Origin of the sequence: Pseudomonas parakoreensis (assembly GCF_021602155.1) — a bacterium.
GTDB classification, from domain to species: Bacteria; Pseudomonadota; Gammaproteobacteria; order Pseudomonadales; family Pseudomonadaceae; genus Aquipseudomonas; species Aquipseudomonas parakoreensis.
Window position 1 is genome coordinate 237,566 of the sequence record NZ_BQHY01000003.1, and the last position, 22,306, is coordinate 259,871.

A 22,306-nucleotide genomic window follows, 5' to 3' on the forward strand; every position below is an offset into this window, starting at 1 on the left:
CCAACGGATCAAAAAGGATTAGGTAAAAGTACAAATGACAGAGCCAGTGAAAGTTAAAAAGTGGTCTTACCCGCTAAAGATAGATGGTGCGGGTGGCACAGATCCACAGCGGTATTACGCTGCCTTGGCGAAGGCGCAGGATGGTTATTACCCACTTGGCAGCAATGGCTTGTGGCATGGAGGCGTGCATTTTGATGAGGCTTCCGGATTAGTCTCTGCACAGAGCGAGGTACGCTGTATCGCTGATGGGCAAGTAGTTGCCTATCGTATCGATGACACCTATCCGGCCACGGTATATACGGATCGCACCGCTTTTGCTTCGACAGGCTTCGTGCTGGTAAAGCATCACTTGGAGGTGCCCGCTTCCCCTACACCTTCAGCCGACTCGGGCGCCGCTCAGGCTGCGAGCCCGATATTGACGTTTTATAGTCTCTATATGCATCTGTTGGACATGGAAGGCTACAGAACGAAAACACCCATGTTGGAACGGCCTTCGTACTGGGTTAATGGTGGCTATCAGGTAAAAGCGAGTGTGAGTGATCCCGTCGAGGGTTTGAACGTACGCGCCGATCTCCCAGGGACAGCGGGCTATACCAATATTCTGACTACATTGCCCCGTGGCACCACGGTTACAACGGGAGTCGCGAGTACAGATGGAAAATGGCTAAAAGTTGTCAGTGTGGCGCCAGAGGCTGACCAATCCGCAGCTATAGGCGGGTGGGTATTCAAAGCCCAAATGAACAGTAAAGGCGTAAATGAGTACCTGATTGGCGAGCTAGCGAAAAATATTCCTGCTAATCAAGCCAAGGGTTTGAGAGTGCGTAGGACCGGTTCGACTACCGGTGAGGTTATGTCGATACTGCCCGCTGGCACTCAAATTGAGATTAGCCAAGAGGGAGCAGTTGGAAACTATCGGAAACTCGTAAAGGTCGTGGGTGGAGCACCGATCCCCGCACTTGCCGCTGATGAGAACGGAAATGTTGGCGGTTATGTTTGGTTTCCTTCACTTGAGACCAAGACCGAACCCAAAGATCTGGGAAAGGTTGTTCTGCTCGATAATCCAGTAGCTATTAAGGCTGGAGCGTTGGTGGGTTTTGCCGGCCATTATCAGGAACACGATGAGGGAGCGGCTCGTAACTTGGTCCATGTAGAGGTTTTTACATGCGAAGATATTGAGAACTTTGTTTCTCTTAGTCGAGATAGATCCGCTGCCTTGCCTGCGGATCAAAAAAGCCTTTTAAAAATTTATAAAGGTACGAAGTTAATTACCCATCGCCCAGATATCAACGCGACTAACCCACCACAAGTGAGCGATGCCGGTGTAGTAATTGGATATGATTTGATTATTCCACTTGGCGTGCTAGAGGCGTTGCCGGCTGCAAAAAAAATCAAGCAGTCGGTAACAACTCCTGGGGTGGGTTCAAGTCCTGCTCCGTCAAACACTACTCGTTGGTGGCATCTTGAGGGGGTTCTGGGCGACGCGCATGGGAATCCGATTAATGGATGGCTTGGCGAGAAAGATCTGATTACCACCCGCCACAATCCATGGGACTGGGAGGGATTCCAATTCATCGAAGAAAATGGTAGTAACGCTGAACATCTATCCTCATTTCTACATGACCGTGATCTTCTTACCGAAGAAGAGAAGGCTACTTTTGTCCCGATGGCCAGCAAGTCGACTAAAGGGCCGGTAAAGGAAGGTTTGTACGACATTATTGATACAGACAAGAATGATAAGCTGACAACTACGGAAATACAGGTGGCACTTGCAAAACCTTGGTTTGCGCAATCCATATCGCAGCTTGTTACTAAGTATGAAAGTGAGTGGTTCTATGATGCGGCCAAATGGGATACATTGGATGGATTAATGGGGCATTCAGAAGATGTACCTAATTTAAATTGGGTCGCGCAAAAGAAACGAATCAAGGAGATGTCGTGGTGGGGAGAAGTTGCTACGAAGGAGGCATTGAGCCCAGACGGTAAAGTTTGGCATATGCATCCCGTTGGGGTGGTAGGAAACTTTAACAACAAAAAACAGTGTAACTGTAACGTTGTTGTCAAGGTTACCCGCTGGGGCTCTCATTACGGACCTGTAGTGTGGGGAGAGGTAAAACTAGGGGATGTACCTCAGTGGGCTGATTTTGAAGCAGCTGGTAAAGTGACGGCTTTTGAAAAGAAAGTTATTGCCGTTATGTGTGAAAATGAGGGGAAGATCAATACAGTTCAGTCTTATGATAGTGAACTAATTTCTGCAGGTGCGATGCAGAAAACTGTGAACCCTCAGGGTGCAGGTGAACTTCCAATTCAAGTGAAATCCTTTAAAGAACAGTATCCTGATGAATTTGCTGAGCTTTTTGAGAATCAAGGATGGTATCTGGATTTGAGCTCTGATAAACCGAAAATGTATTACAAGGATCCTGAATTCGCCAATGGCGAAAAGCTTGAGCGTGCTGAATTAAAAAGCAAATTGAGAGTCGGATGCGGAGAGTCAACATTTGGAAATGTTATTCAATGTAAGCCCGTCTCTGCATTGGCTTGTGCAGTGGGGTCTCCTTCCTTTGTGGAACTTCAGATTTCAGATTTTATAAAGCGTTTGAAAGAGCTGCAGTCAAAAAAACCAAACTCTTACGACTTTACAGTTGGCCAATTGTTTTTATCGACTCTCGGACAGGCTACGGTTCTGGATGAACACGTTAACCGCCCTGGTAACGTAGCGGAGAATCTTAAGAACGCTTTAGATAGATTTTTCTTAGAAAACCCCACTGTCAGTAAGAATGTAAGTACATGGGGGAGTAGTCACGCTAATTATGAGCGGAAAATCACTGATATTTACGGCCCGGGTCGTACCGGGATGACAACTCCTAATGTTAGATATACGAAGCTAAAGGCGGCGGTAAATGTTTAATAGATATTATCTCTTGATTTTATTTTCGGCTTCGCTTGCTGGGGTAAGCTATGCTGATGCTCAGCCGTTAAAAATTATCGGCTATAACGAAAGTTCTTTAATTTTTGATAAGTATAATGAGGATTTTGGAGGGTGGGGTGATGTTCAATATCGAAGCGAGAAATATAGATTTAGTTTGTATTCGTTACCGAAAAAATTAGAAGGTTTCGAGGAGGGGGTTGTAGCAAGTTCAGATATAAACCGTTTGTCAGCTGATAAGAAGTATGTGGTAGTTCAGCGAACTAATGCAGCGGAAATGGTTGATGGGGACGGAAATGAAATTGTCTCTTCGCAGGCATATTGCGATATGGTTTCGCTGGAAACTGGGTGTGTAGAAAATATTGGCGCGGTACAACAGTGCGATGGTCAGTGGGTAGGTAATAAATGGAAGAGTTCTCAGGGAGAGTTTTTTGAGTTTTCAAAAGGGGGGGTTCCTCCGAGAAAACTAATTTCTGAAACGATTGGCTTGACTGAAAAAGACTCGCGGGCGAATACGCTTAAGGACTCTTTTTTTATGGGGGCTCCCTCTTATTTTGCGTGCTATCCTCCTGGAAAAAATATATCTGAGTATAATGATATTGCATTCTATCTCGCCCAAGGTGGTGAGCATCTTTTAGCGATACAGATTTATAATTATTTGTTACCGATTGCTGAAGATAGGATTCCATTGAAGTTGAACGCTGCCGACTCCCTTTGGGCCCTGGGTAGGCATGAAGATGCTAGGAGTTATTATGTCAAGTATCGTGACGCAATGATAAAAAAAGGTTTGGTAAATAAGATTCCTGAGAGGGTTTTTGGGCGTTTGAATTAGTTGTTGTGCCATTATTTGTTTGGAGATTTTAAGGGTGATGTGATTGGTCTGCGTTTTAGTGGTGCGAAAGGAGGCGGATTGAATTGTTTTGCTCTATGTAAGTAAGTGTGGCAGGGTCTTAAATAAAACTGCCAACTTTTTTATAGCAATACTACATCGGCTGCTTGAGAAATCGTACGTGGTTAACGAGTTCCAATAAATATGAAAAACTCATATTTTTGTTTTTTGGCGTTATTTCCTTTTGCCGCCCACAGCGCAGTCACCAGCGAATCACTCTGCTTCGAACTATCCAAAACGAGCCCGGTGAAGTTCGAATTCCGTACCTTTTACGACGCTTCCAGCAAATGGTCAGGCGGCTTCGTAAAGTACGCCAAGTCCAGCGAGCCAATTTCCATTGTGTTGACGGATACCCAGAACGAAATGCTCGGCGCCGATGCCCCTTGGCAGAGCACCAGAAGCTGGTCTGAAGTCATCAGCGGCAAGGTCTCAGGGACCTACGAACTCGTGACTCAAGGAACGCATATCGTCTCGATGACGTACACGAAGAAGTCCAACGGCAAGGTTTACTACTTTGGAAATAACACCAGCGTCGATTCCTCTTTGGAGTCCGGATGCAAGTGGGGGTAGGGCGAGTACATGAGATCAAAAACTCTAGCAGCATCACTGCTCGGCCTGCTGTGGACGATGCCGGTGTTAGCCGAAACCACTACGTTCAGCCCAAACAAAGGCGTCGAAGCAACACTGGTTCTCGAAGGCTCCACGCTGAACGTCGCGGTTAAAGGCGCATTGCATAACGAGTCGCGAACTATCGATTTTGAAGCCGTAAACGAACTCCATGTGCAGATCGATGATTACAATTTCGACGGTGCCAAGGATTTCGCAATCTGGCAGCTTGATGACGGCATGGGCACTTACGACTACTACCGGGTGTTCATTTACCAAGCCAGAACCGGCACCTTCGAAGAATTGCGGCCGGACTGCGGCGATGGCTTCGTTAATTTGCGCGTCGACAAAAAGCGTAAAGCGTTGCTCAGCGCCTACTGGGAAATGAACATACCCAAGCAATGCGTCACCCGATTCACCAAACGCAAAGCCTGAATGAATCAAGGAAGAACACAGTGAAACGTTTTGTTTTTACCCTGCTGGCCGTGCTGCTGCCACTCTCAGCGGTGTACGCGCAGGATGACTGCAGCCATGTCAGCTCAAGCCTGGAAATGGTGCCCTGCTCGGAAGCGGCGAAGAAGGCTGCCGATACGCAGTTGAACCTCATCTACAAGCAATTGATGGCGCGGCTTGAGTCTGATTATCGAGCGGATCCGGCATTGGGAGCGGAGTACGCAGCGAAGATTAAAGAGTCGCAACGTGCATGGCTGAAGTTGCGCGATGCGAACTGCCCTTTGGAGGCATTCGAGATCGAGACGGGGGTGCCGGCACATGTGTTCGCGGTCAACTCGTGCATCGCCAGAATGAGTCGCGAACGCTCGGCGTATCTGGACAAGATTGTCCCTGCACTTGCACCCGACAAGAGCACTTCGACAGCGCCGGCCAACGGCGCTTGTCCTTCGGAGGAATTCCCTGCTTTCCTGACAGCGTTTTCCGCCAGCGGTGAATCACAGCGCCGTCTCACTGCGATGACAGTCAAATCGCTTGTGTTGAAGCCGGTTGCAGGCAAGGACCGTAGTACCTTTGAGCCTTCGACCTCGGGCGTCAGCGAAGCTTCCTTCACCTATCCGCTGATGGCCGCCATCACACCCGGCAAGACACCGGGAGTCGAGATTGAAGAGGTCGATGACAGTCACGTCAACGTGATCGATAAGCGGGCGGGCAACAGCAATGTAAAAATCTTCAACTTCTCACGTCAGGCATGTTGGGTGCTTGAGGGCGTCGAAGACTGGTCGATCAGCGAGAATGATCTTGTCGCAACACGTAAACCCGGAATGAGCCGCGCCGAGAACTTCTGCGAACAACGTGCCGAGGCTTTAGGAGGGCTAGGGTTTCTTGAGCAGTACCGTCTAACTGTGGAGTTGATTGAAGCGTCTCTGGAAAATTATGTCTGCGCAGCAGAGTCAGGTGATCCAGAGGCGAGCGAGTCAGCGGCAAGACTGAGCCTTTCGCAGATGGCGTCCCAGCTGGAAACCAGCAAAGTTGAGGCTTTGTTCCAAGCCGCGTCAAAGACGCCGAGTGGTGCATTGGGTTATGCCTCGTTTTTTTGTATGGGGAACTCCACCGATTACGACGGTCCTTGCCTCCATCCCAAGCAGGCAGAAGAGCAGGTCATTCGAGCAATCAACATGGGCTCCATAGAGGCGATGAGTTATCTGGCTTCTACTTTTGAGGTTGGCGAGTTGGGAACAAAGGATATGTCCCGAGCGTTAGCCTGTTATCAAATGGCGGCTGATAAAGGTCACCGGTTGAGCATCGACAACGTGGCGCGATTGAAGTCGCAAGGTCCAGAGCCGATCAAGGCGAGCCACTGCATTTGAAATTCGGAGCGCGGATGTGTCGCGATTCTTTGCCGTTAAATCTAAGTGAATGGAACTGTGCCTGACTTGTCGATTCCGGATTTCGTGAGTCGTCGATATCTGCGGGTATTGCTGATCGGCATTGCAGCTTTCGCGCAGGCTAGTCATGCCGCCGCAAGTGTTGTCTCGGTGGGCAATGCGTCGGGTCAGTCGCAGATGCCAAATTCGCCAACGGCTATGCAAAGTGTCTGGCCAACAGACAGGTTAGCGGAAAATAAAATGAAAAAAATAAATGAATAGGATGTGTTTGTTGTATTGCAAGGTTCTACTTTCGAAGTATGTGGCGCTTGTTAAAAAATTCTCTGATGACGGACTCAATGAAAAATACATATTCACTTCCAAGATTTTTATCGTTAACCTTTCTATTTTTTAGCTCGTTCGCACTTTCCGCGAGTTTCGATTGCGGCAAGGCTTCAACGGACGTAGAAAAGAAAATTTGTAATTCTCCATCTTTGTCCATAATGGATGAAAAGTTGAGTGAGTTTTTCAAGCCGTTAAAGAGTCGACGGGCTTTTCAAGTAATCGAAAGCGATTGGTTGGAGTCGGAGCGTAACTCTTGTGAGTCAGTTGAGTGTTTAGAGGATGCTTATGCTCAGCAGATACAATTTCTGTCGCCGGTTCCTATTGCGCCTAGGCCGACCCAGAAAGATATTAAGTTGATGTTGGGCGATAAGCCATATACGCAGTCTGAGCGCTCATGGAAGGTCGTTGATTTAGCATGGCTCCCCAATGAAAAGGGGGTTGTCGAACGATTTTTAATCTCCGCCGAAACAATCTCAGGCATGTTGCATGTCATCGTATTTGAAGGGCATTTTGATCCAGCGATGATTGCGTACAGGGGCAATCTTTATGAGTACGTTGATCGCAATGACAGGCAAGTACTGCACACGATTGCGAAAGATATCGGTTTTGATGGTGCTCTGAGTCTGGGGTCGAATGACGAAGGCAAAAGGTTTGCGGGAATTCTGGACGGATCGTTTTACTATCGACAGCAGCTTTCGAAAAATCAGTTGCGGGGGATGGTTTATAAACTCGGCTCCAAGCTGCCGCCGGTTGAAAGTAGTTTGTTGTTTCAGCAGTGGCCAAATACTAATGAAAATGCTGTAAGTGGTTTGACATTCGGCTGGGGTGGAGAGTATGGAAAGTTGCAAGCGTATTATTCGCATACCCCAGGGTATGAAACGATAGCTCCGGTTGGTCGGCCGGATGCTGGTTGGAATATTTATAATCCAATCTGGAGTAAATCAAGGCCGACGTTTTATTTCAAGAATGGCGATGAAACTGTCTGGCGTGCCAATGTTGCGGATAAGACGCTGACGAAAATTGCGAAGGCCAGTGATGAAGGAATGATTCAGAATCCTACGCCCATCGATATTAACGGGCGCGAGGCAATCGTTTATCTGAATGGATCTACTCTGAAAATGGCTATCTCACTTGAAGAATAAGTACGACTTAAAAATATGCCTTAGAAAGTTTTTTGGATTTTTTATGTTGTCCTTCCTTTAAACTCTCCACCCCAAGTAATGCGCTCAGGACACGGAATGCCAGCCCTCTCTACCTCGCTCCGCCCAGCGTTAGTGCTCTGGCTTTACGTAGCCGCAATCGTGCACATTCTCGCCGGCCTCACCCTGACCTGGGCCGGTCACTCCGGTTTACTCGACGGCTATTTGCACACCCTCGAACTCGCATTCTGGGGCGCCGATGCGGTTCCCACCGCCGGCTACGAACAACAGGTCTGGTGGCTCGCGCTGTTCGGCGCAACGCTGCAAAGTTATTCGCTGTACATGCTCGCGCTGGTGCACTTGGGCAGTCGCTTGAAAGCCCCGGCAGTGTGGGAATGGTTGATCGCCGGCATCCTGCTATGGGCACCGCAGGACATGTGGCTTTCAGCGCAACGGCAGGTCTGGTCGCACCTGTGGCTCGACGGTTTTGCGTTGCTCGTGCTATTGCCGCCGTTGATCTGGCTGTATATCCAGGACCGCCGAAAAATCGCTCAATAAATGCGCATTGGGCATATTGGTATCGAAGGAGTTATAGCGTGAAAGGATTTTCGATTCTTCTCTGCTGCTTGGCATTGGCAACCTCTACTGCGGCACTTGCCGCAGAAGTGTGTAATCCAGACAGCTTTTCCAACCCCGACTTGATCATTTGCGGGCAGCAAACCTTCGAGAAGGTCGACGCTGTGTTGAACGAGCAATATAAAAAAGCGCTGACGAGTTTGGCTCCTGCGGAGCAGAGCCATCTGAGAGATGTGCAAAAGAACTGGGTGCGTTTCAAAGAGTCGTTTTGCGAGGAGCTTTATCAATCCACTTTGCCGGGCGCTGAGGCGCCAATCGAGAGACTGGGGTGTCTGGTACAAACGACCAATGCCCGGTTGGGAGAGTTGATTGCCCTGCAGACGGGCTTACCGCTAGATGGCTTTTACAAAGCCGCATCTGCGATTGCGGGGAAGGATCGTGAGAGAAATTTAGCGGCCGCCATTGAGCGACTGGGAGGGGATGAGTTCAATGATCCCCTTTGGAAGACGTACGCAGAAGGGCATTGTGAGATGGCTGGCCGTCTGTGGCGTGAAGACGTCGCCTACTGCGCGGTGAGGATGCGTTTTCAATTACCCATGAACCGCTAAAGGAATGGTTGGTTTGAAATCTTCGTCTGCGTTTATTTCTGCGCTTCTCCTGATACCGCTGACTGCCCACGGTGAGGTTACTACCGAGGTTTCTTGCTTCCGTTCGTTGGGAGGCAAGAACATCAATTTCGAGTTTCGATCCTATTACGACACGGTCTCCCGCTGGAGTGGAGCAGGGGTTAGATACACAAAGTCCCCAAAGGCGATTCCCCTTGTCTACCGGGGTGTCGAAGAGGAAGTCATGGAGGAAGGGCGCCCCTCTCAGTTCACGACAATCTGGGTGGAGGTTTCCGAAGGATCGCTGACAGGCGAATACGAAATGGTCAGCCAAGGTGCCCGAATCTACGGGATGACCTACACAAATTACAAATCCGGTAAGAAGTACTCATTCGATCAAGACATCACCATGGACGCTTCGTCAGAAACAGGCTGTCAGTGGTGAGGCAGGGAATATTCAGAAAGGGGACTTAACGTCCCCTTTTTTCATCCGTAAATCCCGCTACGACTTGGCTGCCAGGTTCCGCACTTCAATATGATCGAGCGTCCCTTCCACCATCAATCGCACCCCGTCTGCCATTCTGCTCAGGGCCAGCGCGACCGAGCGGCGGGAGCCGTGGAGGTCGTCGGCGAGGTCGCAGGCGATGGCGCTGATGGACAGGAGGTCTTCGGAGGCGTTGGCCATCAGGGCTTCGGCGTCGGTGCCGGGGGAGAGGCTGAAGAGGCCGGTTTCGCGTTTGGGTTGGGATTCGGTGCGCGGTTTGAAGTGGTGGTCGAGGGCGCGTTCGGCGGCTTCGTGGAATTTCTTGGATTCCAGCGATTCGTAGGGCGATATGTCTGGGGTTTCGGGGGGATTGGGTGTTGGTTTGATCATAGGTATTTTCCGAGTTATGGAGCCAACACCGTTTCGCTTGCTTCGAGAGGGTGGCAGCTGTGTATAGGTGTGCAAGACCGGACTCGGAAACCGGCAGACCCGAAGGCCTCCCATACACAGCCGCCATAACAGTTCGCGAGCATAGGAAAACGCCCGGCGAATAGCCATAACTGAATGCATAACGAGTCTGGACTTGCACGTCCGAGTCACCGATTTTGCGGAGACACACACAGGCTATCGACGATGCTCCAACCTGCCTAGTTCACGCACAACACCACGCTTCGCGGGAAATTTCCCATAGGTTTGCAGGCTGGAAGATCAAAAGATCGCAGCCTTCGGCAGCTCCTACAGGGATGTGTTTCAACAGGTGTAGGACGGTGGGTGCAGAAGTGTGACTTGGCGGTCATCGTGCGGGAAATGGGCTGCATCATCTTCCAATAACGGCGGATAGTGGCGTTATCGTTCGAATCCCTTACACTGCCCCGGCCGTTCATTTTCCTTTTGAGGCTGTGCGCATGAAATTTCGTTTTCTTCTGTGGATGATGGGTTTGTTGATGGGTAAGGCCAGCCGGACAAATCCTGCGTTCCAGCAGCAGTTGGGTGACAAGGATCTGGTGTTTCAGCTGCAGACGCTGGACGGGAAAGTGGCGCGGCATTTCGTGGTGAAGAATCAGCGCGTTACCAGCAAGTCTGGTGTGGTGGCGGAGCCGGCGTTTGCGATTGCGTTCAAGGATGCGGGTTATGCCTTTGCCACGATGCAGGCGAAGAACAAGCAGCTGGCGTTTATGCAGGGGATTCAGGACAAGTCGATCCAGCTGAAGGGGAATCCGGCGCTGGTGATGTGGTTTCAGGGATTGATGAAGTATTTGAAGCCGAGGAAGGCCAAGCCTAAGGCTTGAGCCGAGTCTTGATGAGAAGAGCTTTTGTGGCGAGGGAGCTTGCTCCCGCTGGGCTGCGGAGCGGCCCTGAACCCTGAGGCCTTGTTGTGTCAGGCATGCCTTGTTGGCTGGATTTGCGACTGCTGCGCAGTCGAGCGGGAGCAAGCTCCCTCGCCACAGAATCTGTGTTGAGCAGGTAGATTGGGGTGGATTCTTCGCGAGCAGGCTCGCTCCCACAGGGGTTGTGTAAACCTTGGGGGAGCGGGCCTGTTTTGGTTCAGGCCTGGCTGAACTGCGAGGCCAGTTCGCGCAGCAGGACTTCGGCTTCGAGGACTTTACTGACCACGTCATTGGCTTTGTCGCGGGTCAGGCCGACGCGTTCGAGCAGGGCGTCGGGGATGTCTTCGTCGGGGCCGGAGCCGATGCCGCGACTGCGCAGCAGGCGCACGGCCAGGCAGACGAGGTTCGGGTATTCGGCGTAGGCGCCGTCGTAGCTTGGGTCGTGCTGGAAGCGCAGGGCGGTGGCCAGTTCATCGGGCATGTCCCAGTAGCGCATCAGCCACGAGCCGATCTGTTCGCGGCTGATGCCCAACAGGTGCTGCTCGATGTAGCTGTGGCACAGGTGCGGGTTGACCTCCAGGTGGCGGCAGATCAGCGAGAAGTGCGGCGGGAACACGTGGGCCAGCAGCAGGTAGCCGAAGTTGTGCAGCAGACCGGCCAGATAGGTCAGGCCGGCTTCCGGGCGCTGGGCGCGCGGCATGGCGCGGGTCAGGCCTTCGATGACGGCGGCGGTGTAGATCGATTGCTGCCAGTACGGCGTGGTGTGTTGCGGATGGTCCTTCGGCAGGCTCAGGGTCTTGCCGAGGGCCAGGCCCAGCGCGAGGTTGATCACCAGATCGAAACCCAGCACGCGAACGATCGCGTCTTCCACCGAGCGGATCTTGCCTGGCGAGGCGTAGTACGGCGACGCCGCCCAGCTCACCACTTGTGCAGCCAGCGCCGGGTCGGTTTCGACCACGCCGGTGATGTCGTCGATGGTGGCGTTGGGGTCGACGCGCAGCTTGATGATTTTTTGCGCCGTCTCGGCCAGCGGTGGAATCTCGATGGTCGCTTCCAGACGCTGCTGGATCCGGCGTGCAGTGAACGCCTGCACGGCCTGGGTAATTTCCTCGCGGTCATCGTCGGGGCGATCGAGGTTCGGGCGGATGCTGCTCAGGGCTTCGCCGAAGTTGGCGGCGCTGGCCTTGGTCAGCATGGTCTTGAAGGCTTCGCTGGTGATTTCCAGCAGCACGCCCGGCTCGCCAGAGTTGATCAGCAGCTTCGGCTCGCGCAGCAGGCTTTCTTCGTAGAGGCACGGCGAACTGGTGAGTGCCGGCAGGCCCGGCAGCAGGCTCAGGCTGTGTTTGCCGAGCATCTTTTCCAGGCGCTCGGTGGACACGGCGGTCAGGCGCCGGCCCGTCAGTTCGGCGAGGCGGTTGAGGTCGAGCAACTGGCTCTGCGGAAACAGCACCATCAGCGCGCCCACGGCGTCGTCCAGCAACACGGCTTGTACCTTGCGCGAAGCATTGAGGCCGTGGTGGTCGAGCACTTCTTCGTAGGCGATACCCAGCTTGCCGAGCAGCAGCCGAATTACAGACGGCGCGTGCGGGGGTTCGGGGGCGAGAGCTGCGTCAGTCATGGTCTGTATCCGTTTTTGAAACAATGGCAGGAGTATAACCAGCTCTGTCGGAACGATCCTTCACAAACTGCGACGGTGCTCACACTTGGCCGTATTGCTGCCCATGGCGCAGCCAGCGGTCGAGCAATGGGCTGACGTGGGTTGGCCAGCGTTCCAGCAGCGCTTGCGCGGCATCGCGCACGGCGGGCAGCAAGTCGGCGTCGCGCATCAGGTCGGCGACCTTGAATTGCAGCAGGCCGGTCTGACGGGTGCCGAGCATTTCGCCGGGGCCGCGCAGTTCGAGGTCTTTTTCGGCGATGACGAAACCGTCGTTGGTCTCGCGCATGATGCCCAGGCGCTGACGGCCGATCTGCGACAGCGGCGGATGGTAGAGCAGCACGCAATGGCTGACCGCGCTGCCTCGACCCACCCGGCCGCGCAACTGGTGCAGCTGCGCGAGACCGAGGCGCTCGGGGTTTTCGATGATCATCAGGCTGGCGTTGGGCACGTCGACGCCGACTTCGATCACGGTGGTGGCAACCAGCAGTTGCAGATTGCCGGCCTTGAATTCAGCCATGACCGCCGCTTTTTCCGCAGGCTTCATGCGCCCATGGATCAGCCCAACCTTGAGCTCGCCGAGAGCGGCGGTGAGGTCTTCGAAGGTGGTTTCAGCGGCCTGACAGGTCAGCTCTTCCGACTCTTCGATCAGCGTGCACACCCAATAGGCCTGACGCCCTTCGGCGCAGGCGCTGCGCACCCGTTCGATGACTTCGACGCGGCGGGTGTCGGTGACCAGCACGGTGTTGACCGGGGTGCGACCGGGCGGCAGTTCGTCGAGGATCGAGGTGTCGAGATCAGCGTAGGCGCTCATCGCCAGCGTGCGCGGGATCGGCGTGGCGGTCATGATCAGTTGGTGCGGACACATGCGCCCGCCGACGCCTTTCTGCCGCAATGCCAAGCGTTGCTGCACGCCGAAGCGGTGTTGTTCGTCGATGATCACCAGCGCCAGATTCTTGAACTGCACTTCGTCCTGGAACAGCGCATGGGTACCGACCACCATCGGCGTGCCGCTGGCGATCTGTTCCAGTGCGGCGACGCGGTTCTTGCCCTTGAGCTTGCCGGCCAGCCACGCGACGTCGATGCCCAACGGTTCTAGCCAGCGCTTGAAGGTGATGAAGTGTTGCTCGGCGAGGATCTCGGTCGGCGCCATCAATGCGACCTGATAACCCGCCTCCAGCGCTTGTAGCGCCGCGAGGGCGGCGACCACGGTTTTGCCCGCGCCGACATCGCCCTGAATCAGGCGCAGCATCGGTTCGTGCTGGCTGAGGTCGTAGGCGATTTCGTTGCCCACGCGTTGCTGGGCGCCAGTCGGGTTGAAGCCGAGGTTGGCCAGATACTTCGGTGGCAGCTTCGTCGCTTTCGGCATGGCTGGCGCGCGCAGCGAACGCAGGCTTTCGCGCAGACGTTGTTGCGACAGTTGATGGGTCAGCAGTTCTTCGAAGGCCAGCCGATGCTGCGCCCAGTGATGACCGAGGGCGAGTTCGTCGACGTCGGCGTCGGCGGGCGGGTTGTGCAGGTAGCGGATCGCATCGGCCAGCGGCGCCAGTTGGTAGTCGCGGGCCAGTTCGGTCGGCAACCAGTCGGGCAGGGTGTTCGGCTTGAGCAGGGTCAGGGTCTGCATGCACAACTGGCGCAGGCGCTGTTGGGTCAGGCCTTCGGTGAGTGGGTAGACCGGGGTCAGGGTTTCATCCACTGGCGGCGGTTCGTCACCGGTGATGGCGCGGTATTCCGGGTGATAGATTTCCAGCCCCGAGGCGCCGGGCCGCACTTCGCCGTAGCAGCGAATCCGCGTGCCGCGCTTGAGGCCTTCTTTCTGCGCATTGCTGAAATGGTAGAAGCGCAGGCTCAGCCCGCCGGTGCCGTCCTGCATGCGCACGACGAGGCTGCGACGCCGGCCCATGACCACATCGGCGCCGCTGACGGTGCCTTCGACCACCGCATCCTGGCCCGGGCGCAAGTGGCCGATCGGCACCACGCGGGTGCGATCCTGATAACGCAGCGGCAGGTGAAACAGCACGTCCTGAAGGTTTTCCAGGCCGACCTTGGCCAGTTTCTCGGCCATGGCTTCGCCGACACCCTTGAGTGCCGTCACCGACACTTGCGACAGCTCAGTCATGACCCTGGCTTAACCGGCCGTAACCGGCGCGACGGGCTTGGCCACCGAGCACAGGCGAACGGAGTCGGCGAGGATCTCGATGGCTTTCGGCCGCGGGAAGCTGGCGCGCCAGGCAATGGCGACGGTGCGGAATGGCACCGGCGCCGACAGCGGCCGCACTTCGATCACGCCCGGAGCGTAGTGATGGCTGTCCACCGCCGACAGCGGCAGGATCGAGATACCCAGACCGGACGCGACCATGTGGCGGATGGTTTCCAGCGAGCTGGATTCCACCGTGGTGTGTTTGGCGCCGTCGTTGCCCTTGGTCAGGGTCGGGCAGGCTTCGAGCACCTGGTCGCGGAAGCAGTGGCCTTCGCCGAGCAGCAGCAGGCTCTTGTCGTTGAGCAGGCCCGGGTCGATGGATTCTTTTTGCGTCCACGGGTGCTGGGCTGGCATCAAGACGTAAAACGGCTCGTCGTACAGCGGCAGGGTCAGCACGTCGGCTTCGTTGAACGGCAGGGCGATGATGATCGCGTCGAGCTCGCCGTTGCGCAGTTTGTCGCGCAGCACGTGGGTGAAGTTTTCTTCGATGTACAACGGCATCTGCGGGGCGACCCGATGCAGTTGTGGAATCAGGTGCGGGAACAGGTATGGCCCGACGGTGTAGATCGCACCGACTTTCAGCGGGGCGGTCAGCTGGTTCTTGCCGGCCTGGGCCAGTTCACGGATGCCTTGCGCCTGCTCCAGGACTTTCTGCGCCTGGGCGACGATGCCTTCGCCGACCGGGGTCAGGCGTACGGCGCTTTTGCTGCGCTCGAAAATCAGCACACCGAGTTCGTCTTCAAGTTTTTTCACGCCCACCGAGAGAGTCGGCTGGCTGACGTGGCAACGCTCGGCGGCGTGGCCGAAGTGCTGCTCTTGGGCGAGGGTAACGATGTAGCGTAATTCTGTGAGGGTCATAGCGAGCGTCCATGAAGTTGCGGGCCAAGCATAACGGCTGCAATCGATAGACGCACGTTATCAGACTGAGTGAGGAATGCGACACCGGGCAATGTGAGTTTGCCGTTTATGGATGAGCTGAAAAACAAAAGATCGCAGCCTTCGGCAGCTCCTACAAGGGGCGAATACCTGTAGGAGCTGCCGAAGGCTGCGATCTTTTGATCTTGCTACTTAACGACGACGGTCCAGCGAGTACACAAACGGCGCCACAATTTCGATCGAGCCGTTGTTCAGCATATCGGCCGGCGGCTTAGGCAGCGGTTGTGCGCGACGGATCATTTCCAGGGTGGCCCGATCCAGGTCGGCGTTGCCCGAGCGGCCGACCAGTTCGAACGACAACACATTGCCTTCAGCGTCGACGACGAAACGCAAACGGTTCACGCCTTCCTTGCCGCGAGCCTGCGCACTGGCCGGATACTTCTTGTACTTGCCCAAGTGCGCGAGCAGGGTGTTTTGCCAGCTGGCCTTGGCGGCCATTTGTGCGGGCGACGGTCCAGGTGCCGGCTGGGCGGATTTCTCCGTCGGTGCCTGGGTCGGCTGCGTCTCCGCCGGTTTTTCCTCGGAAGGTTTTTCCTTCACCGGCTCCGGTTTTTTCTCCACCGGTTTGGGCGGCTGCGGTTTCGGCTTTGGCTTGGGTTTGGGCTTTGGTACGGCAATCTCGGCCTTGGGTGCTTCAGCCAGTTTCGGAATCGGCAATTCTTCGACCGGAGCCGGTGGCTGCGGCGGTGTGACGACTTTCGGCGGAGCAGGCGGTGGCGGGGTCGGAACCGGTGCCAGCTCGACCATCATTGCCTGCGGCGGCAGTTCGATGGGCGGGCGGGCGGTCCAGTTCAGCGCCAGCGCGATGGCCAGCGCGTGAACGCCCAGCACCACGGCCAGGCTACCGCTGTAACGCGTCAGCTTATGGCGCGTCGTGATCATTTCTTGGCTGCGCTCTCAAGGCCCACCAGACCGACCTTCAGGTAACCGGCCGAGCGCAGTTTATCCATCACGCTCATCAGGTCGCCGTAGTCCACGCCCTTGTCGGCCTGGAAGAAGATGGTGGTGTCTTTCTTGCCCTGGGTCTTGGCGTCGAGCACGGCGCCAAGGGTTTCGGCTTTCACTTCATCGTCGCCGATGTACAGGCGCTGATCAGCCTTGACGCTGAGGAACACCGGTTTCTCCGGGCGCGGCGCCGGTTTGGCGGTCGAGGCCGGCAGGTCGACCTTGATGTCCACGGTGGCCAGTGGCGCGGCCACCATGAAGATGATCAACAGCACCAGCATTACGTCGATGAACGGCGTGACGTTGATTTCGTGGTTCTCGGCCAGATCGTCGTCTGCGCCTTCTTTCAAATGCAGGCCCATGGCCGATTACCCCACTTTCACCATGTGTGGTTGCGAGCTGCTGCGCTCAGGCTGGTGATCGAGGTCACGGCTGACCAGCAACAGGACCTGCGCCGAAGCGTCGGACACCTGCGCCTTGTAGCCGGCGATGGAGCGGGCGAACACGTTGTAGATCACCACCGCAGGAATCGCAGCAACCAGACCCAGCGCGGTGGCCAGCAGCGCTTCGGCGATACCCGGCGCCACAACGGCGAGGTTGGTGGTCTGGGTCTTGGCGATGCCGATGAAGCTGTTCATGATGCCCCACACGGTGCCGAACAGGCCGACGAACGGCGCGGTGGAACCGATGGTGGCGAGGACGCCGGTGCCGCTGCTCATGTTGCGGCCACAGGCGGCGACCAGACGCTCGAGGCGGAAGCTGACGCGCTCCTTGATGCCTTCTTTCTCGCGGCTGTTGACCGACAGGCGCATCTCTTCGAGGGCGTCGTGCACCAGCAGGTTGGCGAGGGTGCCTTCCTTTGCCGCAGTGGCGCTGGCTTCCTTGAGGGTGGCGGCTTTTTTCAGAGCCGCGATTTCACCACGCAGACGCCGCTTGGCGCCCATCAGCTCGAAGCCTTTGGCGATCCAGATGGTCCAGGTGATGATGGAAGCGATGGCCAGACCGATCATTACGATTTTCACGATGATGTCGGCGTTCTGGTACATGCCCCATGGCGACAGGTCGTGGGCCATGCCTAAGGTGTTGTCGGGTTCGAGCACTTCAGGGGCATCTGCCGGGGCGGCGTCTACTGCCTGCACCGGGTCGGTGGTGGCTGGCGCGGCTGCAGTTGGTGCGTGCTGTTCGGTGGCAGCCGGAGCGGTTGGCGCTTGTGCGTCGGCGAAAGCGGCGGTCGGTGCCAGCATCAGGCTGAGCAGCAGGGCCGCCACTGCGCTGAAGGCGCGAGGTCGTTTGGTTGGCGAAGCGGGGTTTTGATTACGTGTCATGCTGGCCGGACCTGAGGTAGAAAAACGGTAATGCTCTTCCAGGCCTCGTAAGGCCGAGAACAAAAGTGGGGTGCATTATTGCAAGTAATTCTTGTTAACAAAAGTAATAGAGTTTCTTTTTTTCCTTCATTGCTAGCCGTTCGTCCTGTACGAGGGCTAGTCTGTTCCTTTCTTTTGGGAGTTTTTTGATGTCCGCGCCTTCTGTTTTGATTGCCGGTTGTGGTGATGTCGGCAGTCGTCTGGCTACGCAATTGTTGGCCGCCGGCTGGGAGGTGCAGGGTCTGCGCCGTGATGTGTCGCGTTTGCCGGACGGCGTCATCGGCGTCGCTGGTGATTTGTTCAAGGAAGATTGCCCGGAAAACTGGCCATTCGGGGCGGTGGACTATCTGGTGTATTGCGCGGCGGCGACCGATCACGATGAAGCCGGTTATCGCGCTGCCTACGTACAGGGTTTGCAGAATGTGCTGAGCTGGCTGAATGACTTTGGCCAGGTGCCTGAGCGACTGCTGTTCGTGTCCAGCAGCAGTGTGTACGGCCAGCAGGAAGGGGAGTGGGTCGACGAAAATTCAGAGACTGTCGCCAGCGGATACTCCGGGCGACTGATGCTCGAAGCTGAGCAAGTGGCGCTGAACAGCGGTATCCCGGCGAGCATCGTGCGCCTGACCGGTATCTACGGCCCGGGGCGTGAGTGGCTGCTGACTCAGGTGCGTCGTGGTTATCGGGTGGCGGTCGAGCCGCCGCTGTACGGCAATCGCATCCATGCTGATGACGCGGCGGGGCTGATGGCGTTTCTGCTGCAGGCGGCTCATCAGGGCAAGCCGTTGCAGGAAATCTATATTGGTGTGGACGATGCACCGGCACCGCTGGCCGAAGTGGTCGCCTGGCTGCGGGAGTATCTGGGGGTTACCGAATGGGCTGACGACGCCAGCGTACGCCGCACTGGCAGTAAACGCTGCAGCAATGCTCGTGCGAAGGCGCTGGGCTGGACGCCGAAATATCCGAGTTACCGCGAAGGTTATGCGGCGATTCTTGAAGGCAAGTGCTGACTTTCTAACGCCACAAACCACTGTGGGAGCGGGCTTGCCCGCGATGGCGGCTTGGCAGTCAACTAAAGTGTTGAGTCTGATGGCCTCATCGCGGGCAAGCCCGCTCCCACAGGATTATGTGTTGCTCTCAGGCGCGGTTACTGCTTCTCAAGCAACCACTTGCGCTCACCCGGGGTGAACTGCGGCATTTCATCCGCCAGTGCGGTATTCACTGCCTGGAAGATTTCCAGCGCCTTGCCTTTGCGGGCAAAGATCCAGTTGTTGCCCTGGCCGTTGAGCTGCAGCCACATGCTGTCGTGGTCGCTGTTCATCGAGGCGCAGTCGCCTGCCAGGCACAGCGCATAACGGTCGGCGCCGGGCAGGCCGGACACCTGGCCGTCGGCCTGGAATTGCACGGTGTTGCCTTCGCCGTCGCCGCTGGCAATCTTCCAGCTGCCGCCCAGGTAAGCCGAATACAGTGCGCGTTCGAAGCTGGCACCGATTGGCGCGCCTTCCGGTACGGGGATTTGTGCGCGGTCGAACAACTGGTCGGGTTCGTTCTCGGTGGCGGCTTGTTTCATCCGGCCGCCGTCGCGTTTCAGCTCGCTGCCGGAGCTGCCATAGAAGTCGACTTTCCAGGCGCCGGACTGTTCGCCCTGCAGCCGTCCTTCGACGTTCTCGAAACCGTTGGTGTAGCGGGCCTGACCGGCCTTGGTGTTGACGTCCCACTCCAGGTTCGGGCCATAGGCCTGAAGCGCTTCGCGCAGGGGACCGCCCTTGGCAGCGGCATCGATCGCCACCTGGTTGATCCAGGTGCCGCTGATGTCACGGTCGGCGGGGTCGCTGGCACAGCCGCCGAGGAAAATGGCGAGCAGCGAGAGAGCAAGCGCTTTGCGCATGGTGGAATCCTTTCAAAACCTTTTCTTTACCGCAGAGCAGTCGGCGCAGCGGTTGAAGGCTGCGCCGTGTGCATTACTCGATGACCAGGATGGCATCCATTTCGACTTGCGAACCCTTCGGCAGGGCTGCAACGCCGATGGCGGCGCGGGCCGGATAAGGCTGGTCGAAGTATTTGCCCATGATTTCGTTGACCTTGGCAAAGTGGCTCAGGTCGGTGAGGAAGATGTTCAGCTTGACGATGTCCTTGAACGAACCACCGGCAGCTTCAGCCACGGCTTTGAGGTTCTCGAACACCTGGACGGTCTGGGCTTCGAAGCCTTCAACCAGCTCCATGGTCTTTGGGTCCAGAGGAATCTGGCCCGACATGTAGACAGTGTTGCCGGCCTTGATCGCCTGGGAGTAAGTACCGATGGCGGCTGGGGCCTTGTCGCTGGTGATAACAGTCTTGGTCATGTATGACTCCTTGTTAGGTGTGAATTAGGCACGCATGCGGGTGATGCGGATGACCCCGGTCAGGGCGCGCAGTTTCTTGATCACGCGGGCCAGGTGCACACGGTCGTGGACGCTGACCACCAACTGGACGACGCTGATGCGGCCATCGCGCTCATCCATGCTGATTTTCTCGATATTGCCGTCGGCCGCGTTGACACTGCTGGCCAGCAGCGCGATCAGGCCGCGCTGGTGCTCCAGCTCGACGCGCAGTTCGACGTTGAATTCGCCGGTGACATCCTTGGCCCACGAGAGCTGGATGCATTTTTCCGGGTTGTGCCTGATTTCGCTGATGTTGCGGCAGTTGTCCAGGTGCACGACCATGCCTTTGCCCGCCGACAGGTGGCCGACAATCGGGTCGCCCGGGATCGGTGTGCAGCACTTGGCGTAGCTCAGCACCAGCCCTTCGGTGCCGCGAATCGCCAGCGGCCCTTCCGGACTCGGCAGCTGCTCGCCTTCGCCGAGCAGACGGCGCGCCACGACATAGGCCATGCGGTTGCCCAGGCCGATGTCTTCGAGCAAATCTTCGATCAGCTCCAGGCGATATTCGGCGAGCATTGCCTTGACGCGCTCGGCCGGGATCTTCTCCAGCGCGCTGTCGAAACCGTTGAGTACCTTGTTCAGCAGGCGTTCACCGAGGCTGATCGACTCGGAGCGGCGCTGCAGTTTCAGCGCGTGGCGGATGTGCGTGCGCGCCTTGCCGGTGACCACGAAGTTGAGCCACGCCGGGTTCGGCCGTGCGCCGGGCGCGCTGACGATCTCGACCGTGGAGCCGCTTTGCAGCGGTTCGGACAGCGGTGCGAGGCGGCGGTTGATCCGGCAGGCAATGCAGCTGTTGCCGACGTCGGTGTGTACCGCGTAGGCAAAATCGACCGCCGTGGAGCCTTTGGGCAGCTCCATGATCCGGCCTTTGGGCGTGAACACATAGACCTCGTCCGGGAACAGGTCGATCTTCACGCTCTCGATGAATTCCAGCGAGTTGCCGGCACGTTGCTGCATTTCCAGCACGCCTTTGACCCACTGGCGGGCGCGGGCGTGAGTGCCTTTCGGTTGCTCGTCACCGCTGGACTTGTACAGCCAATGGGCGGCAATGCCGTTGTTGGCCATCTCTTCCATTTCGCGGGTGCGGATCTGGATCTCGATCGGCACGCCGTGCATGCCGAACAGCGTGGTGTGCAGCGATTGATAGCCGTTGGCCTTGGGGATCGCGATGTAATCCTTGAAGCGCCCCGGCAACGGTTTGTACAAATTATGCACAGCACCCAGCACGCGGTAGCAGGTATCGACCTTGTCGACGATGATCCGGAACGCGTAGACGTCCATGATCTCGTTGAAGGCTCGACGCTTGCCGCGCATTTTCTTGTAGATGCCGTAGAGGTGTTTCTGGCGTCCGCTGACTTCGCCCTGGATGCCGTCGATGGCGAGGCAATGGCCGAGGGACTCTTCGATCTTGTTGACGATTTCCTTGCGGTTGCCCCGGGCGCGTTTGACCGCCTGGTAGATCCGCGCGGAACGCATCGGGTGCATCGCCTTGAAGCCGAGGTCTTCAAATTCGATACGAATCGCGTGCATGCCCAGCCGGTTGGCGATGGGCGCGTAGATTTCAAGGGTTTCCTTGGCGATGCGCCGGCGTTTTTCCCCGGACAGCACCTCCAGCGTGCGCATGTTGTGCAGGCGGTCGGCGAGCTTGACCAGGATCACGCGAATGTCGCGGGCCATGGCCATGGCCATTTTCTGGAAGTTCTCGGCCTGGGCTTCGGCCTTGGTCTCGAAGTTCATCTGGGTCAGTTTGCTGACCCCGTCGACCAGTTCGGCCACGGTTTCACCGAACTGCGCTTGCAGCGCTTCCTTGGCGATACCGGTGTCTTCGATCACGTCATGCAGCATCGCCGCCATCAGGCTCTGATGGTCCATGTGCATGTCGGCAAGAATATTCGCCACCGCAAGCGGATGCGTGACGTACGCCTCGCCGCTGCGACGGCGCTGACCGTCATGGGCTTGCTCGGCGTAGAAATACGCTCGGCGGACCAGGTTGACCTGGTCGTTGCCGAGGTAGGTCGATAAGCGATCGGCGAGGGCGTCTATGCTCGGCATGATGACTCCTGCCGTAGGCTGTGTTC

General features: G+C 56.4%; 21 protein-coding genes. 11 read left to right on the plus strand and 10 right to left on the minus strand.

Going from position 1 to position 22,306, the window contains the following annotated elements:
• Nucleotides 1-34 precede the first annotated feature (34 nt).
• The 9 genes from L6D63_RS05810 to L6D63_RS05850 all read left to right on the plus strand — a co-directional run bounded on the left by L6D63_RS05810 (nt 35) and on the right by L6D63_RS05850 (nt 9,345).
• A complete protein-coding gene (locus L6D63_RS05810; protein ID WP_236170287.1) occupies nt 35-2,905 on the plus strand; it encodes an SH3 domain-containing protein in 2,871 nt (956 codons plus the stop codon).
• Nucleotides 2,898-3,755 carry a tetratricopeptide repeat protein gene (locus L6D63_RS05815; RefSeq protein ID WP_131670748.1) on the plus strand — a complete coding sequence of 286 codons (858 nt, stop codon included), beginning with the start codon at nt 2,898-2,900 and terminating at the stop codon, nt 3,753-3,755. The genes L6D63_RS05810 and L6D63_RS05815 overlap by 8 nt, the downstream gene beginning before the upstream one ends.
• 201 nt (nt 3,756-3,956) lie before the next feature.
• Nucleotides 3,957-4,382 carry a hypothetical protein gene (locus tag L6D63_RS05820; RefSeq protein WP_131670747.1) on the plus strand — a complete coding sequence of 142 codons (426 nt, stop codon included), beginning with the start codon at nt 3,957-3,959 and terminating at the stop codon, nt 4,380-4,382.
• A 9-nt stretch (nt 4,383-4,391) separates the two neighbouring features.
• Nucleotides 4,392-4,853, plus strand: a complete 462-nt coding sequence (locus tag L6D63_RS05825; protein ID WP_131670746.1) for an XAC2610-related protein — start codon at nt 4,392-4,394, stop codon at nt 4,851-4,853.
• Between the two features lie 20 nt (nt 4,854-4,873).
• On the plus strand, nt 4,874-6,238 hold the full coding sequence (locus L6D63_RS05830; protein WP_131670745.1) for a lysozyme inhibitor LprI family protein: 1,365 nt from the start codon (nt 4,874-4,876) through the stop codon (nt 6,236-6,238).
• Between the two features lie 356 nt (nt 6,239-6,594).
• Nucleotides 6,595-7,722, plus strand: coding sequence for a lysozyme inhibitor LprI family protein (locus tag L6D63_RS05835; protein ID WP_236170288.1), 1,128 nt, complete (start codon nt 6,595-6,597; stop codon nt 7,720-7,722).
• Between the two features lie 96 nt (nt 7,723-7,818).
• The gene (locus tag L6D63_RS05840) at nt 7,819-8,277 is read left to right on the plus strand and encodes a cell division protein (protein ID WP_131670743.1); all 459 of its coding nucleotides are present in this window, start codon (nt 7,819-7,821) and stop codon (nt 8,275-8,277) included.
• A 38-nt stretch (nt 8,278-8,315) separates the two neighbouring features.
• A complete protein-coding gene (locus L6D63_RS05845; RefSeq protein ID WP_131670742.1) occupies nt 8,316-8,903 on the plus strand; it encodes a lysozyme inhibitor LprI family protein in 588 nt (195 codons plus the stop codon).
• Between the two features lie 4 nt (nt 8,904-8,907).
• On the plus strand, nt 8,908-9,345 hold the full coding sequence (locus tag L6D63_RS05850; RefSeq protein WP_121182744.1) for a hypothetical protein: 438 nt from the start codon (nt 8,908-8,910) through the stop codon (nt 9,343-9,345).
• Nucleotides 9,346-9,402: 57 nt separating this feature from the next.
• Here the strand turns inward: L6D63_RS05850 and L6D63_RS05855 are convergent, their stop codons facing one another.
• Entirely contained in the window at nt 9,403-9,774 is a 372-nt protein-coding gene (locus tag L6D63_RS05855; protein WP_131670813.1) for a DUF6124 family protein, read from the minus strand.
• Between the two features lie 515 nt (nt 9,775-10,289).
• Between L6D63_RS05855 and L6D63_RS05860 the strand changes: the two genes are divergently transcribed.
• Entirely contained in the window at nt 10,290-10,673 is a 384-nt protein-coding gene (locus tag L6D63_RS05860; RefSeq protein WP_003229522.1) for a helicase, read from the plus strand.
• Nucleotides 10,674-10,929: 256 nt separating this feature from the next.
• Here the strand turns inward: L6D63_RS05860 and L6D63_RS05865 are convergent, their stop codons facing one another.
• From L6D63_RS05865 to exbB, 6 genes are all read right to left on the minus strand, one after another.
• On the minus strand, nt 10,930-12,330 hold the full coding sequence (locus L6D63_RS05865) for an aminoacyl-tRNA deacylase and HDOD domain-containing protein (RefSeq protein ID WP_047297284.1): 1,401 nt from the start codon (nt 12,328-12,330) through the stop codon (nt 10,930-10,932).
• Nucleotides 12,331-12,409: 79 nt separating this feature from the next.
• Nucleotides 12,410-14,485 (minus strand): ATP-dependent DNA helicase RecG, encoded by a 2,076-nt coding sequence (recG, locus tag L6D63_RS05870; RefSeq protein WP_086792437.1) that lies wholly within the window; start codon nt 14,483-14,485, stop codon nt 12,410-12,412.
• Between the two features lie 9 nt (nt 14,486-14,494).
• The gene (locus L6D63_RS05875) at nt 14,495-15,424 is read right to left on the minus strand and encodes a hydrogen peroxide-inducible genes activator (protein ID WP_047297282.1); all 930 of its coding nucleotides are present in this window, start codon (nt 15,422-15,424) and stop codon (nt 14,495-14,497) included.
• Nucleotides 15,425-15,634: 210 nt separating this feature from the next.
• Nucleotides 15,635-16,384: an energy transducer TonB family protein gene (locus L6D63_RS05880; protein WP_047297281.1), complete on the minus strand. Its 750-nt coding sequence runs from the start codon at nt 16,382-16,384 to the stop codon at nt 15,635-15,637.
• Nucleotides 16,381-16,809, minus strand: coding sequence for a TonB system transport protein ExbD (gene exbD / locus L6D63_RS05885; protein WP_047297280.1), 429 nt, complete (start codon nt 16,807-16,809; stop codon nt 16,381-16,383). Before exbD ends, L6D63_RS05880 begins: the two co-directional genes overlap by 4 nt.
• Before the next feature lie 6 nt (nt 16,810-16,815).
• Entirely contained in the window at nt 16,816-17,772 is a 957-nt protein-coding gene (exbB, locus tag L6D63_RS05890) for a tonB-system energizer ExbB (protein ID WP_108184206.1), read from the minus strand.
• Nucleotides 17,773-17,960: 188 nt separating this feature from the next.
• On the opposite strand from exbB, the gene L6D63_RS05895 reads away from it, so the two are divergent.
• Nucleotides 17,961-18,818 carry an SDR family oxidoreductase gene (locus L6D63_RS05895; RefSeq protein WP_131670741.1) on the plus strand — a complete coding sequence of 286 codons (858 nt, stop codon included), beginning with the start codon at nt 17,961-17,963 and terminating at the stop codon, nt 18,816-18,818.
• A gap of 137 nt (nt 18,819-18,955) precedes the next feature.
• Here the strand turns inward: L6D63_RS05895 and L6D63_RS05900 are convergent, their stop codons facing one another.
• The 3 genes from L6D63_RS05900 to spoT form a co-directional block, all read right to left on the minus strand.
• Nucleotides 18,956-19,696: a putative periplasmic lipoprotein gene (locus L6D63_RS05900; RefSeq protein ID WP_027610405.1), complete on the minus strand. Its 741-nt coding sequence runs from the start codon at nt 19,694-19,696 to the stop codon at nt 18,956-18,958.
• Between the two features lie 73 nt (nt 19,697-19,769).
• Nucleotides 19,770-20,150: a RidA family protein gene (locus tag L6D63_RS05905; RefSeq protein ID WP_003229509.1), complete on the minus strand. Its 381-nt coding sequence runs from the start codon at nt 20,148-20,150 to the stop codon at nt 19,770-19,772.
• A gap of 24 nt (nt 20,151-20,174) precedes the next feature.
• Nucleotides 20,175-22,280 (minus strand): bifunctional GTP diphosphokinase/guanosine-3',5'-bis pyrophosphate 3'-pyrophosphohydrolase, encoded by a 2,106-nt coding sequence (spoT, locus tag L6D63_RS05910; RefSeq protein ID WP_041071922.1) that lies wholly within the window; start codon nt 22,278-22,280, stop codon nt 20,175-20,177.
• Nucleotides 22,281-22,306 lie beyond the last annotated feature (26 nt).

What these genes read in the sequence shown, in the direction of transcription:
- L6D63_RS05810 (WP_236170287.1), top strand. Translation starts at nt 35, where the DNA reads ATGACAGAGCCAGTGAAAGTTAAAAAGTGGTCTTACCCGCTAAAGATA.
- L6D63_RS05815 (WP_131670748.1), top strand. Translation starts at nt 2,898, where the DNA reads ATGTTTAATAGATATTATCTCTTGATTTTATTTTCGGCTTCGCTTGCT.
- L6D63_RS05820 (WP_131670747.1), top strand. Translation starts at nt 3,957, where the DNA reads ATGAAAAACTCATATTTTTGTTTTTTGGCGTTATTTCCTTTTGCCGCC.
- L6D63_RS05825 (WP_131670746.1), top strand. Translation starts at nt 4,392, where the DNA reads ATGAGATCAAAAACTCTAGCAGCATCACTGCTCGGCCTGCTGTGGACG.
- L6D63_RS05835 (WP_236170288.1), top strand. Translation starts at nt 6,595, where the DNA reads ATGAAAAATACATATTCACTTCCAAGATTTTTATCGTTAACCTTTCTA.
- L6D63_RS05840 (WP_131670743.1), top strand. Translation starts at nt 7,819, where the DNA reads ATGCCAGCCCTCTCTACCTCGCTCCGCCCAGCGTTAGTGCTCTGGCTT.
- L6D63_RS05850 (WP_121182744.1), top strand. Translation starts at nt 8,908, where the DNA reads ATGGTTGGTTTGAAATCTTCGTCTGCGTTTATTTCTGCGCTTCTCCTG.
- L6D63_RS05855 (WP_131670813.1), bottom strand. Translation starts at nt 9,774, where the DNA reads ATGATCAAACCAACACCCAATCCCCCCGAAACCCCAGACATATCGCCC.
- L6D63_RS05860 (WP_003229522.1), top strand. Translation starts at nt 10,290, where the DNA reads ATGAAATTTCGTTTTCTTCTGTGGATGATGGGTTTGTTGATGGGTAAG.
- L6D63_RS05865 (WP_047297284.1), bottom strand. Translation starts at nt 12,330, where the DNA reads ATGACTGACGCAGCTCTCGCCCCCGAACCCCCGCACGCGCCGTCTGTA.
- recG (WP_086792437.1), bottom strand. Translation starts at nt 14,485, where the DNA reads ATGACTGAGCTGTCGCAAGTGTCGGTGACGGCACTCAAGGGTGTCGGC.
- L6D63_RS05875 (WP_047297282.1), bottom strand. Translation starts at nt 15,424, where the DNA reads ATGACCCTCACAGAATTACGCTACATCGTTACCCTCGCCCAAGAGCAG.
- L6D63_RS05880 (WP_047297281.1), bottom strand. Translation starts at nt 16,384, where the DNA reads ATGATCACGACGCGCCATAAGCTGACGCGTTACAGCGGTAGCCTGGCC.
- exbD (WP_047297280.1), bottom strand. Translation starts at nt 16,809, where the DNA reads ATGGGCCTGCATTTGAAAGAAGGCGCAGACGACGATCTGGCCGAGAAC.
- exbB (WP_108184206.1), bottom strand. Translation starts at nt 17,772, where the DNA reads ATGACACGTAATCAAAACCCCGCTTCGCCAACCAAACGACCTCGCGCC.
- L6D63_RS05895 (WP_131670741.1), top strand. Translation starts at nt 17,961, where the DNA reads ATGTCCGCGCCTTCTGTTTTGATTGCCGGTTGTGGTGATGTCGGCAGT.
- L6D63_RS05900 (WP_027610405.1), bottom strand. Translation starts at nt 19,696, where the DNA reads ATGCGCAAAGCGCTTGCTCTCTCGCTGCTCGCCATTTTCCTCGGCGGC.
- L6D63_RS05905 (WP_003229509.1), bottom strand. Translation starts at nt 20,150, where the DNA reads ATGACCAAGACTGTTATCACCAGCGACAAGGCCCCAGCCGCCATCGGT.
- spoT (WP_041071922.1), bottom strand. Translation starts at nt 22,280, where the DNA reads ATGCCGAGCATAGACGCCCTCGCCGATCGCTTATCGACCTACCTCGGC.